This window comes from Pseudomonas sp. PS01299 (genome assembly GCF_029960145.1).
GTDB lineage: Bacteria > Pseudomonadota > Gammaproteobacteria > Pseudomonadales > Pseudomonadaceae > Aquipseudomonas > Aquipseudomonas putida_A.
The window spans coordinates 33696-45817 of sequence record NZ_JASCPO010000023.1 but is presented as its reverse complement, the minus strand read 5'-3'; the positions used below and the strand labels follow the sequence as shown (position 1 = coordinate 45817).

The window sequence follows — 12122 nt, the reverse complement described above, 5'->3', positions numbered from 1 at the left end:
ATCCAGCGCGGTGTTCGGGTTGGCCACGACAATGCCGTCGGCCTGCGCCCACATCGGTTGCCAGAACATGACGTTCGCCAGCAGGAACGCCAGCCCGCGCTTGGGCATGCCCAGAAACGACTCACGGTTTTTTACGGCCGCAGAAGGCTGGCCTGCAAGGAAGGCGAACTGACGAACATCCATGTCGATGGTCTCGAAGAATTTGAATTAGATGAAAAAGTCGAGGCGGAAATAGATCGGCGCTTCGCGCTCGGTCAGCACGTCCGGGCGCTCGAGGGAGTGCGCAAAGGTCAGGCTGGCGGCCACATGTTGACCACGGGCGAACAGTTCCAGCGAGTTGCTCGACATGCGTCCGTGCTGATCACCGTTGTAACGGTCGCCGCGAATCACGCCCTGGTCGTAACCGAGGCTGGTGCCGTATTCAGCGAACACCGGACGCAGCCATTCGACGTTGATCGGACGGCTCCAGCGCAGATCGTTGCGCCAGTAGCCGCCGCTGTCGCCGGACAACGATTGATCCTTGTAGCCACGGATCGACGACAGCCCGCCGAGGCTGGTGCGTTGTGAACTGAACAGCACGTCTTCGCTGCGCTGGCCAGTCATCAGGCTACTGAAGGTGAAGGATTCGCCCCACACTTTGAACGGTTGCAGGTAGCTCAGGGTCGCGGTGTATTTGCGGTAGCGTGCGTCGGGCTCGCCGGGGCCCGGATCGTGGCTGCCCTGCGCGTCGAACGCGCCGATGCCTTCCTGCATGCCGGCGTCGAAGTTGACGAAGGCGCTGCCGATGCGGCGACCGTGGTTGAAGCCGAACTGCGCTTCGCTGATGCGGTTGCTGCTCAGCTTGAGCTTGCTGTCTTCGATGTAGTTGTTGGTGCGCAGGTAGGACAGCCCGGCGCTGAGCGAAGTCTTGCTCACCGAGTCGCGATGGATCACTCGCTCGGCGCGCAATTGATGGTTTTCGCTGTCGCCGGTCTGCTTGAAGTTGTAGCCGTTGGCGGCGATCTGCGAGCGGTAGTCGCTCTGGCTGTAGGTGTAGCTGAAGTTCCACCAGCCCCACGGCAGGTTGTAATTGAGCATGGCGTTGCTGGAGGTGTGCTGGTGATCGGTCATTGCATCGTGACCGCCGCGCAGGCTCAACTGATCGGCCAGGCCCAGCGGGCTGTCCCAATCGAAAGTGGTGCCCCACTGCTGTTCACCGGTGCTGCGCTGGCCGTCGTTGCTGCGCGACAGTCCGGCACGCCATGGCTTCTGCGGCGTATTGGTGACCAGCACCTCACTGCCGCCAACGTTCTTGCCCGGCGCCAGTTCCATCTTGGCCTGATTGGACGGCAGGCGATTGAGCTGATCGACCATCTGCTCGATCTCGCGCAGGTTGACCAGTTCGCCGGACTTGCCGGGAAAGGCCATCGCCAGTTCACGCTCCGAAAGCTTGCTGTTCTCGGCGCCTTTCATGCCTTCCAGTTTGCCCTCGACCACCAGCACTTTCAGGTGCCCGCCAGACAGATCCTGCTGCGGCAGGTAGGCGCGGCTGGTGACCAAGCCTTTCTCGATGTAATGGTCGGTGATGACTTTCAGCAGCTCGTTGAGTTGCGGCACCCCGAGGCACTGGTCGATGTAGGGCTTGAGCAAGCGGGTTTTGTCGCTGTCGGACAGACTGTCGGCGCCCTTGAGCTCGATGTCCTTGATCGGGAAACAGCGGGTGTCGGTGGGCGCCGCTGGTTGCGCCGGACCGGCCTCTTTGCCGGGCAGATTTTTCAGGTCTTCAAGACGCCGCTGCTGCTCTTCGAGCAAGCGATTCTGGCGATCGCGGATCAGGTCGGTTTCACCGGGAGTGGGTGCAGCGAAGGCAATCTGAAGTGGAGACAGGCACAGCAAAGCTGCGCACAACCTCGCCGCGAGGGCGGGTGGGTACATGTTCGATCCCTCGATACGGAATGACATCAAAATAGTGGCGCGATATTAGATGGCCATCATTTTGACGTCAAACAATCGTTTCAACCTTTTGTCGGGTTTGTATCAAGGAATTAACAAAGGAAGCAGGAGCCGCTAAGCCATGAAAAAAGGGGCGCATCCATTGGCCAGAATGGATGCACCCCTTTCTTGCGCAGACCGACTCAACCGCGAATACGGTGCTCGGTGAACTCGTAGTCTTCCTGGCAATCGCCCGAAGGGTCCTTCGCCACACTGACGTAATGCACCGTGTCGGCATCGATCAGTTTGTAGGTATAGATATCGGGCAGCGGCACGCCGGCGGTGCGCAACTCGTTCTTGCCATTGGCCGCCTTCCAGATACCGTGTTCGGTCTGGATCGGCTGGGTCTGCTGGGCATCCCGGAAGAAAGTAATGTTGAAGGTGCCGTCAGGCTTGAAGTTGTTTTTCCAGGACAGGAACTGGCACTTGCCGTTTTCCGACCGCACACCTTTCCATGAACCGATCAGGGATGGATCGTTGCCCGGTTTGTTGGCGGCACAGCCACCCAGTGTTGCAGCCAGGACGATGAGTGCCAGGCAGAGATTGCGTTTCACTTGGTATTTCCTTTCTTCAACTGAATTCGATGCATCGCGTATGCAAGATCAACCTGCTACAGGAATGCGCTGCGGGGGTTGGGTAACGTCGTAGACGTGTTGCTCGCAGAGATCACCGGAGAACTGGAATTCCACCTGGTACACCTTGCCCTGCTGCGGAGTGAAGGTGTTTTTCAGCGGCCCACAGGTATAAATGCCGGCGGTCACCCGGCTGCTCGAATACCCTGACACCTCAAACGGCTTGCCGGCATCGGCCTGTGCTTCCAGTTGCGGAAAGCGTTTGACCGTGGCGCTGTTGGCCACTTCGTTGAGTTTGGCGATCCAGCCGAACACCTTGCCACGACCGGAATCCACAACGGTGCCGAGCACTTCCATGCGGCGGTCGGGATCATCGGCGCGGCGAATGGAAAACTCCACCGGATAGGTGCCCCCAGATGATTTCATGATGACCTTGGCGTGCTGGGCGTCCACCACCACTTGGTCCTGATGCAACTGGATGCCGTCTTTCAGCAGGCTGGGGGAAGAGTTACGCACATTGGAATGGCAGCCTGGCAGCGCGAGCAGCAGGGTCAACATCACGAGCACACGTTTATTCACGCGGAAATCTCTATTGAACAAGCAGGACGGGGAATGACATCAAAACAACGCCGCGATATTAGATGGCCATCATTTTGACGTCAAACCTATGTTGCGCTCGCCTGTCAGTGTTCAACGTCTGTCTCCGTCGCCACCTCATGCGGTGCAAGCAAGCGGCCATCAGCCGACATCAATTGCAGTTTGCGAATTGGCTGACGATCCTTTGCATCAACCATCACCGAACCCGGCTCACCCGGCGCATACAGGTGCTCCCCGCCCCACTGCGACAGCGCAACGATCACCGTCTGCAAGGCCGTGCCGCGTTCGGTCAGCACGTATTCCTTATAGGCACCGCCATCGGCGGCCGGCACCGTTTGCAGGATCCCCTGCTCGACCAAGGCCTTGAGCCGGGCGCTGAGCATGTTCTTGGCGATGTCCAGATTCTTCTGAAAATCACTGAAGCGGCGGATGCCCTCCAGCGCATCGCGGATGATCAGCAGCGACCACCAGTCACCGATCAAATCCAGCGTACGGGCGACCGGGCAGGCGTTGCCGTGCAGGCTTTTGCGCTTCACAGGGTGTTTCTCCATCAAATCCAGCGTGTGGTTGCATCTTACAACTGTGGCGCTGGAAAAGAACCACGCCACCCGCCATGGCAATTGAGCACTTGCGTACAAGTGACAGCCGCGATTTGCGCCGATAGTGATGGGCGGCCATTGCGGCATCCGGCCTTCCGAACGATCGCCCACAGCAAGGAGTTCCCATGAGCACATTCACTACCGATGACGGCACACAGATCTATTTCAAGGACTGGGGCAGCGGCAAACCCGTGTTGTTCAGCCATGGCTGGCCGCTGGATGCCGACATGTGGGAATACCAGATGGAATACCTGAGCAGTCGCGGCTACCGCACGATTGCCTTCGACCGCCGTGGTTTCGGGCGCTCCGATCAACCGTGGACCGGCTACGACTACGACACCTTTGCCGATGACATCGCGCAACTGATCAACCACCTCGACCTGCGCGATGTCACGCTGGTGGGCTTCTCCATGGGTGGCGGCGACGTCAGCCGTTACATCGCCCGCCACGGCAGCGAGCGCGTTGCCGGGCTGGTACTGCTCGGTGCGGTGACGCCGCTGTTCGGCAAGAAGGCCGACTACCCGCAGGGCGTCGACACCTCGGTGTTCGACGGGATCAAGGCCGGTCTGCTCAAGGATCGCGCGCAATTCATCGCTGATTTCGCCGCGCCGTTCTACGGCACCAATCAGGGCCAGAAAGTCTCCGACGGCGTGCTCACGCAAACCCTGAACGTCGCCCTGCTCGCCTCGCTGAAAGGCACCGTGGATTGCGTTACCGCGTTCTCCGAAACCGACTTCCGTCCGGACATGGCGAAGATCGACGTACCAACCTTGGTGATCCACGGCGACGGCGATCAGATCGTGCCGTTCGAAACCACCGGCAAACAGGCGGCGGCGCTGATCAAGGGCGCCGAACTGAAAGTCTACGCCGGCGCGCCCCATGGTTTTGCCGTGACCCACGCCCAGGCGCTGAACGAAGACCTGCTGGGCTTTCTGAACCGCTAAAACGTCGCGCTGACCGAGTATTCACCCGGTCAGCGCACATTGCGATACAGCATCAGCCGCGCGCTCTCGTGCAGGCCCCGCGTCAGTTCCACCAGGCGCTGGAATTCCTCGGGGTTTTGCCCGGCGACGTTATCCAGCGGGGTCTTCGACGCCAGGTCATGCAGGGTCGGCGAGCTGCCGTCATGCTGCATTTGCAGGAGGAAATTCTTGGTCACCCCGCCAATCAACGGGAACGTCCCCTCGCGCAGCACCAGCGGCACTACGCGCTCACCTTCCGGCGCCGGTTGCTGGAAATCGCGGCCCATTGCGCCATTGCGGAACGGCACGCCGGCCATCCCGGCCACCGTCGGCAGCAGATCCGTCAGCCCCACCGCCTCCTCGATGACCTTCGGCGCAAGCATGCCCGGGGCGTGAATCAGCATCGGCACATGATTGCTTTCCAGGCCCAGTTGCTCGAACGCCGGCGGCATGTGCGGGATCTGGCTGATACGCGTGTTGTGGTCGCCGAAGAACACAAAAATCGTGTTGTCGTAATAGCCGCCAGCCTTGGCCAATTCCATCAATTTGCCGATATTGAAATCCAGCAGGCCCACCGCGTTGTACTGCTCGACGCTGCGCGAACCGGCGGCCTGCACCTGCTCCAGCGACAGGTTGCTGACCTCGAAACCGTCGTTGTCCTTGGGGATGGTGAATGGCCGATGGTTGCCCGAGGTTTGCACGTAGGCGAAGAACGGTCGGTCCTTCGGCAAGTCGCGCAGGATGCGGTCGCTCTCCTTGAACAGATCCAGATCGGAAATGCCCCACACGTCCACCAGCGGCGAACGCCAGTCACTTTCCTGATACAGGCGCACGCCGTCGATGCTCTGTTGGATCAGCGCATTGATATTGGCCCAGCCGGCGTTGCCGCCGATCATGTAGAGCTTCTGGTAATCGGTGAACGCGTTGATCAGCGTGTGCTGACGGGTGATCAGCGGATGACGGGTGGCTGTCTCGCGGCGCGTCACGTCGGGAACGCCGGTGATGCTCGCCCACACGGTTTTCGCAGTGCCGGTGACTGGCACATAGAAGTGTTTGAAGAACCAGCTTTGGGCCGCCAATTGATCGAGGTTTGGCGTCGGGTTCAACGGATTGCCGTAGGCGCCAACGGCGCTGGTGCCCAGCGATTCGAGCATGACGAACATCACGTTCGGCGTGCCCGGCAGCCGATACGGCTGCACGCCTTGCTGACGCTCGAAGTTGAGCGATTGCGGATCCGGTCGATCCACGCCCAGATAACGGGCAATCAGCGGATAGTGCTCGCGCACCTGCGCCTCATCGAATTGCGCCTGCCCGGTTTTCAGCGTGTCGTACAGGAACAGCACCGGGTTCAGACCGACCGCGGCGATCTGCGCGTTACCGGAAAAGAACGCATCGCTCCAGCGCAGCGGCACCGGGTTTTCCAGGTTGAGATTGTCGACCCGACCGAGCAACGCCAGCAGGACCGCAACCACGCCCAGCCCGGTGCCGAATGCCAGCGACGGACGCCGGATAACCTCGGGTTCACGGGCCAGCGTCAGCCGTTCCAGCTGCAAAAGTCCGTAGAACCAGACGCCCAGCACCGCCAGCCAGCCGAGGGCAATCCACAGCACCGGGTAGGTTTCCCAGACCATCTGCTGCGAAATCTGCGCATCCTCCAGATAACGCAGCACCGTGGCGTTGATCCGCACGCCGAGGTAGGCGTAATGACCGAAATCGATGATGTACAGAAGGCCGATAACGCCGAGCGCCAGCAGCCAGTAAATCCGCGCGACCCAGCGCAACCACGGCAACCGCGTGAGGTTCCAGCGCGGCACCCAGGCCAGCAGCGCCAATGGCAGGATCAGCAACACGGCGAGGCGCAGGTCGAAGCGCAAACCGATACCGAGGGTTTCGCGCAGCGCCGGGTTGTCGACGAACTCGCTGGGCGCGATCCCGGAAAACCCCAGCACGAACACCAGCCGGAGCACGGCAAACAACAAAAACGCCAAACCTGCCGCGCCCACGCCATAGCGCAGGCGTCGCGATTGCAACCAGCCCATCATTGACCTCAGTGTCGTTGGTTCAAATAGAAGATGTCGCGCCGGCCGGTGCGGCTCGCAGCAGACGCCTGACCTCACGGATGCACAGCGCTGCAGCGGCGATCAGGCAGTAACCCAGCAGCAGCGGATCGATCAGGTAATCCCAATAGTTTTCCGAGGCCTTGAGACGCAAGGCGAACGCCAGCGTGCCCAGCGCAAGCATCGACACTGCCAGCGTATTGCGCAGCCACAACAGCGCCAGTGCCAGCAGGCCGATACAGACGATCATCGGCCGTGGGTTGAAGCCCCAACGGTACGGATCGAAATACGTCAGGCCCATCGTCGCCGGGTACAGCAGCGCGGCCAGCACGGTGAACAGCACCAGCACCTGCACCCGTGCCGGCAATGTCTGCCGCTCGACCACGCCCAGTCGGACCAGACTGGCCCAGCCGAGCAACACCAGCGTGGTGATCGCCAGATCATCGGTGAAGCTACGCACGTACGCCGCCAAAGGCAGTTCGTTGATTGGCACGAAGCTGACCAGCGCCAGCAGCGGCAACAGCCACGGGCGCCAGCGTCGCGTGCATTGCAACGAGCCGAGCAGGACAAAACCCAGCAGGATGAATGTCAAATGGGCTTGCCAGAGCAACAGCATCACAGGCGCTCCTCGAGCCACGCTTCATTGAAGCTGACATGTTTGATGAAGGTGTTATTCCACGAATACACCAGGTGATAGAGGCCATCGCTGCCGCGACTGAAGTACGGATACTCGTACTCGAAATCACAGCCCTGCGGCTTGCACACCCGGTAATCCAGATTGCTCAGAAAGCGTTGCTCCAGCGGCAAGCGCCGGGCACCACTGGAAGCGCGAAAGCCTTCGCCGATGATCGCCTTGTAGGCTTCGGGGGCGAACGGCTGGCCGAGCGGATCGGGCGACTGATCGAGTTCGATCACGTTGCGCCAGTGGTTCAGATTGGCATCGGTGCCATACAGGCTGAGCTTGAAGCGCCCGTCCTGCAGATCATTGAGCGCCACCAGCAGACCGTTGTCGCCGGTGCCGACTGCCGCGAGCGATGAATTGGGGTTGGCCGGTTCCAGCGGATACGGCTCGCTCCACGTCTGCCCGGCGTCCTCGGTGCGGCTGGCCAGCACTCGATGATGCGTGTCGCCGGCATAACGCAGCATGGCCACGGCACGTTTTCCGTCCAGCGGCACAATGGTCGGCTGCAACGAATGTTTGCCACGGCTGATGCGGAATTTATCGATCACCGCGCCGTCTGCGCTCAGGTACAGGTACTCGGCGAATTTGCCCATGAACTCGTGATACACCGGCAAACCGATCGAGCCGTCGGCATGGAACACCGGCGCGGCGCGCACCAGCGTACTGATGTTGAAAAACGGTGAAGTGATCAGCTGTCGCGGCGCCGACCAGTTGCGCCCGACATCATCCGAGACCATCACGTTGATCGCACTGGTGGCCCAGCCGCCCACGGATACCGAGACATAAAACATCCACAACCGTTGATCCGGCGCGAGGGCGATCACCGGATTGCCCAGTTTGCGGATGTAGCGGCGGGTGCCGTCGCGGGTCGATTCGCGGGTGGCCAACACCTGCTCGGCGCCCCACTCCGCGCTGTCGGCGTCATAGCGGGCGGTACGGATCTGCACGTCGGCGGCGCCTTCGCGGGAACCGGCGAACCACACCGCCATCAGGTCGCCGCCCGGCAGCGCGGTCACCGACGACGAGTGCACGAAATCATTCAGTTGCGAGGAGACGAAGCGACTGCTGTACAGCGGCTCCGGTGCCTGCAGCGAAGCATCGACGGGCGGCGCGGCCACGGCAAATGGCGCCAGCACATGAGCCGGATGACTGCGCCAGGCACCAAAGAAAACCAGGCTCACGGCCAGTCCGCCGAGGATAAGTTTCAAGCGATCGGGAAGCGCACGCATAGTGGACTCACGGCAAAAACAGGATGGAGGGCAATTGGCAAAACATCCCTGTCAGCGCGGCGGATCGTCCGGCAAGCGCCGTCGGCGTCCGGTGAGCATCGACAACGGCAAGTTGTCGCGCAGCAGAAAACTTTCGAACAGCGCGGCGGCGATGTGCAGGCAGACCAGCACCAGCAAGATGTCGGTAGCGGTTTCGTGCACCTGCAACGGCCAGTCGGCGCCCCACAAGGCATCGACCTCTTCCATGGCCCAGCCGCTCAAACCGGCGATGAACATCGCCAGCAACATCAACAGCATCACCAGCGCCCCCATCGGCGAATGCCCAAGACGATGCTCGGGCCGACCGGCAATCAACGAGCGCGCATGGGCGAACAGTCGCGTCGGCGTCGGCCAGAAATCCGCCCAGCGCGCACTGCGCGGCCCGACGAAGCCCCATACCAGCCGCACCAGCAGCCAGCCCATGGCGTAATAGCCGAGCCAGACGTGCCAGGCGTCACCGGCTTCATTGAAGAAGTAATTGGCGACGAAGACGCCCGCGATGGACAGATGAAACAGCCGCACCACGGGGTCCCACAGGCGCACGGACGTGCTCGGCATCAGCCCTTGATCTCGGTTTTCACCGCTTTGCCGCTGACCGGGTCGTGGTAGATCTCGACCTTGCGCTTGTCCTTGTCGAAACCGTAGATCTCGTAGCAGTTGCCGTCGGTGACCTTGAACTTGCTGATCTCGTAGCCCTGAGCCTTGAGCTGCTCCTGAAAGGCTTTCTGGTCTTGCCATTGCGAGCGTTCGGCGGTGGTGCATTGCGGGCCGGCGACGGCCAACGGACTGGCAACGATGAGGGACAACAGCAGAAGTTTGCGCATGGAAACACTCTCGCTCGATGAGGAAGGCCTCACTGTGCAAAAGCAACCTTAGTCGAAGCTTAGTTGGCAACGAGTCGTTACATCTTTCCCGTCGGGTCAGCTGCCACAGCTGGCTGCACAGCGGCATGATGCCGCCGGTCAACCGCCGTGTTTCCTCAAGAGAATCCGTTATGCGCCTACTGCTGGTCGAAGATGATCGCGCCCTCGGTCAAGGCATTCGCGTTGCCCTCGGCAGCGAAGGCTACACCCTCGACTGGTTGCAGGATGGGGTCAGCGCCCTGCACGCCCTGCGCAGTGAGAGCTTCGACTTGCTGCTGCTCGACCTCGGCCTGCCACGGCTCGACGGCCTCGCGCTGTTGCAACGCTTGCGTGGTGAACAACAGGACTTGCCGGTGCTGATCCTCACCGCCCGCGACGGCACTGCCGAACGCATTGCCGGACTGGATGCCGGCGCCGACGACTACCTGATCAAACCGTTCGACGTCGATGAACTGAAAGCGCGGATTCGCGCATTGCTGCGCCGCAGTCAGGGCCGTGCGCAACCGGTACTTGAACATGCCGGCGTGTGCCTTGATCCGGTCACGCAGCAGGTCACCTGGCACGGCACCGACGTGGTGGTGACGCCGATGGAATATCAACTGCTGCACCAACTGATGGCCCGCCCGGGCAAGGTCGTCACCCGCGAGCGCCTGTCGCGAGCGCTCTATGGCTGGCAGGATCGGGTCGAGAGCAACACCCTCGAAGTGCTGATCCATAACCTGCGCAAAAAACTCTCGAGCGAGTTGATCCGCACCGTGCGCGGTGTCGGCTATGTGATGGAGCTCAAACCATGATTTCCATACGCGCGCGGATTCTGGTGCCGGTGCTGATTCTGGTATTGATCGGCGACCTGCTGATCAGTTGGCTGGTGCTGCGCGACAGTCACCATGAAATCGAAGAAGTCTACGATGCCCAACTGGCGCAAAGCGCGCGCCTGCTGCAAGGCGTGCTGGCCCAGCGCGCGCCCGGCGACAACGACTGGAGCCGGCTCTATCAGGCCTTCGATGAAGCGATGAGCCGGGTCGGCGACGGCGAGGCCGCGCACCCTTACGAAACCCGTCTGACCTTTCAGGTGTGGCGCAGCGACGGCCAATTGCTGGTGCGCTCGGCCGAAGCGCCGGAGCTTGCCGCACCGCCCACCACCCTCGGCTCGCATGACCTGATAGAGAACGGCCGCGACTGGTGTGCGTTCCTGCTCAAGGATCCGCAACAAGGGCTGCTGATCTGGGTCGGCGAGCGCGACGACATCCGCCAGGATCTGATCGAGCGCATCGTCGGCCACACCGTCTGGCCGAGCCTGATTGGCGTACCGCTACTGGCTGCGTTGATCTGGCTGACCATCGGCTGGGGCCTGCAACCGTTGCGCGCCATGGCGCAGAGCATTCGCGGCCGTGACACCGAAACCCTGAAACCGCTGCACCTCAGCCCCCTGCCCCACGATCTGGAACCAATGCAGACCGCGCTCAATCGCCTGTTGCAGCAGATCGACAATCTGCTGGCGCGTGAGCGGCGCTTCATTGCCGACGCCGCGCACGAGTTGCGCACGCCGCTGGCGATCCTGCGGATCCACGCGCAAAACGCGCAACTGGCGGCGAACCCGCAACAACGCGAAGAGGCGCTGGAATATCTGCTCAGCGCGGTGGATCGGGCGACGCGTATCGCCAGTCAATTGTTGACCATGGCGCGCATCGAACCGCACCTGGCCAATCCCGAAACCCGCAGCGTGGAACTGACCGAACTGGTGCGCGAAGAGCTCGCCGAACTGGCACCGCTGGCCCTGGAAAAAGACGTCGAACTGATCCTCGACAGCGACCACCACTGCCCGGTCGACACCGACCCGGTGGCCCTCGCCATCGCCTTGCAGAACCTGGTGACCAACGCCCTGAACTTCGCCCCGCCGGGCAGCGAGGTACGGGTTCAGGTGCAACCGCAGGCGGGCGGCGCGGTGTACATCAGCGTCGAGGACAGCGGGCCCGGGATCAACGAGCAGGAATACGCGCGGCTGTTCGAGCGTTTCTACAGCCACGGCCACGGCAATGGCGCCGGACTGGGGCTGGCGATCGTGCAGATGATCGTCAGCAAGATCGGCAGCACGTTGCAGCTGTACAACCGACCGCAGGGCGGGTTGTGTGCGGAGTTGCGGATCAATGAGCTCTCGAGTCAATAACATCGCCCGAACCCTGCACAAGCATTGTGGCGAGGGAGCTTGCTCCCGCTGGACTGCGCAGCAGGCCTTCTGCTGTTCGGCAAAGAAAGGGCCGCTGCGCGACCCGGCGGGACGGTGCGACGATTCGACAAGTTCCCTCGCCACAGAGTCTGGTGTTGATCGATCGCCTCAATGCTTTTGACAAAATTTTCATGTTTGCCCCCATAAGATCCGCAGCCTCGTTGGGGAGTAGCCTGTTTCCGAGTCCCTCGGAAGCGTTCGTATCAACATTCTCGGCAACCTGCCGTGGTACGAACACCTTTTGGTTGGTGAGACCGACGACACATCCATGCCTGAAGTCGGGCGTGTGGTTGTGTCGTTGACTCATAGCCCGACTGGAAGTGT

At 61.5% G+C, this 12122-nt stretch carries 12 protein-coding genes, 1 pseudogene and 1 riboswitch; of the genes and pseudogenes, 3 read left to right on the top strand and 10 right to left on the bottom strand.

What is annotated here, in order from left to right; genetic code table 11:
• From QMX91_RS07265 to QMX91_RS07245, 5 genes and pseudogenes are all read right to left on the bottom strand, one after another.
• Nucleotides 1-183, bottom strand: a pseudogene (locus tag QMX91_RS07265) (ShlA/HecA/FhaA protein); the annotation flags it as partial.
• Nucleotides 184-207: 24 nt separating this feature from the next.
• Nucleotides 208-1914, bottom strand: coding sequence for a ShlB/FhaC/HecB family hemolysin secretion/activation protein (locus tag QMX91_RS07260; RefSeq protein ID WP_282412474.1), 1707 nt, complete (start codon nt 1912-1914; stop codon nt 208-210).
• A gap of 200 nt (nt 1915-2114) precedes the next feature.
• Nucleotides 2115-2525 (bottom strand): hypothetical protein, encoded by a 411-nt coding sequence (locus QMX91_RS07255; RefSeq protein ID WP_282412473.1) that lies wholly within the window; start codon nt 2523-2525, stop codon nt 2115-2117.
• A 48-nt stretch (nt 2526-2573) separates the two neighbouring features.
• A complete protein-coding gene (locus QMX91_RS07250; RefSeq protein ID WP_134786627.1) occupies nt 2574-3122 on the bottom strand; it encodes a hypothetical protein in 549 nt (182 codons plus the stop codon).
• A gap of 104 nt (nt 3123-3226) precedes the next feature.
• Nucleotides 3227-3676: a helix-turn-helix domain-containing protein gene (locus tag QMX91_RS07245; RefSeq protein WP_282412472.1), complete on the bottom strand. Its 450-nt coding sequence runs from the start codon at nt 3674-3676 to the stop codon at nt 3227-3229.
• 188 nt (nt 3677-3864) lie between these two features.
• Between QMX91_RS07245 and QMX91_RS07240 the strand changes: the two genes are divergently transcribed.
• Nucleotides 3865-4683 carry an alpha/beta hydrolase gene (locus QMX91_RS07240; RefSeq protein WP_095136427.1) on the top strand — a complete coding sequence of 273 codons (819 nt, stop codon included), beginning with the start codon at nt 3865-3867 and terminating at the stop codon, nt 4681-4683.
• A gap of 29 nt (nt 4684-4712) precedes the next feature.
• Here QMX91_RS07240 and QMX91_RS07235 read toward each other — a convergent pair whose 3' ends face one another.
• The 5 genes from QMX91_RS07235 to QMX91_RS07215 are packed head-to-tail and all read right to left on the bottom strand — an operon-like array spanning nt 4713 to nt 9532.
• The gene (locus tag QMX91_RS07235) at nt 4713-6740 is read right to left on the bottom strand and encodes an LTA synthase family protein (protein ID WP_282412471.1); all 2028 of its coding nucleotides are present in this window, start codon (nt 6738-6740) and stop codon (nt 4713-4715) included.
• A 22-nt stretch (nt 6741-6762) separates the two neighbouring features.
• Nucleotides 6763-7374, bottom strand: a complete 612-nt coding sequence (locus QMX91_RS07230) for a hypothetical protein (RefSeq protein WP_098964315.1) — start codon at nt 7372-7374, stop codon at nt 6763-6765.
• Nucleotides 7374-8669: a sialidase family protein gene (locus tag QMX91_RS07225; protein WP_135296015.1), complete on the bottom strand. Its 1296-nt coding sequence runs from the start codon at nt 8667-8669 to the stop codon at nt 7374-7376. The genes QMX91_RS07230 and QMX91_RS07225 overlap by 1 nt, the downstream gene beginning before the upstream one ends.
• Nucleotides 8670-8720: 51 nt before the next feature.
• Nucleotides 8721-9266, bottom strand: coding sequence for a cytochrome b/b6 domain-containing protein (locus QMX91_RS07220; RefSeq protein WP_282412470.1), 546 nt, complete (start codon nt 9264-9266; stop codon nt 8721-8723).
• A complete protein-coding gene (locus tag QMX91_RS07215; protein WP_007960465.1) occupies nt 9266-9532 on the bottom strand; it encodes a PepSY domain-containing protein in 267 nt (88 codons plus the stop codon). Before QMX91_RS07215 ends, QMX91_RS07220 begins: the two co-directional genes overlap by 1 nt.
• A 170-nt stretch (nt 9533-9702) precedes the next feature.
• Here QMX91_RS07215 and QMX91_RS07210 point away from each other — a divergent pair, with 170 nt between their 5' ends.
• Nucleotides 9703-10365: a response regulator gene (locus tag QMX91_RS07210; RefSeq protein ID WP_282412469.1), complete on the top strand. Its 663-nt coding sequence runs from the start codon at nt 9703-9705 to the stop codon at nt 10363-10365.
• Nucleotides 10362-11738 (top strand): ATP-binding protein, encoded by a 1377-nt coding sequence (locus tag QMX91_RS07205; protein ID WP_282412468.1) that lies wholly within the window; start codon nt 10362-10364, stop codon nt 11736-11738. Before QMX91_RS07210 ends, QMX91_RS07205 begins: the two co-directional genes overlap by 4 nt.
• 211 nt (nt 11739-11949) lie before the next feature.
• Nucleotides 11950-12122: riboswitch (yybP-ykoY riboswitch) on the top strand.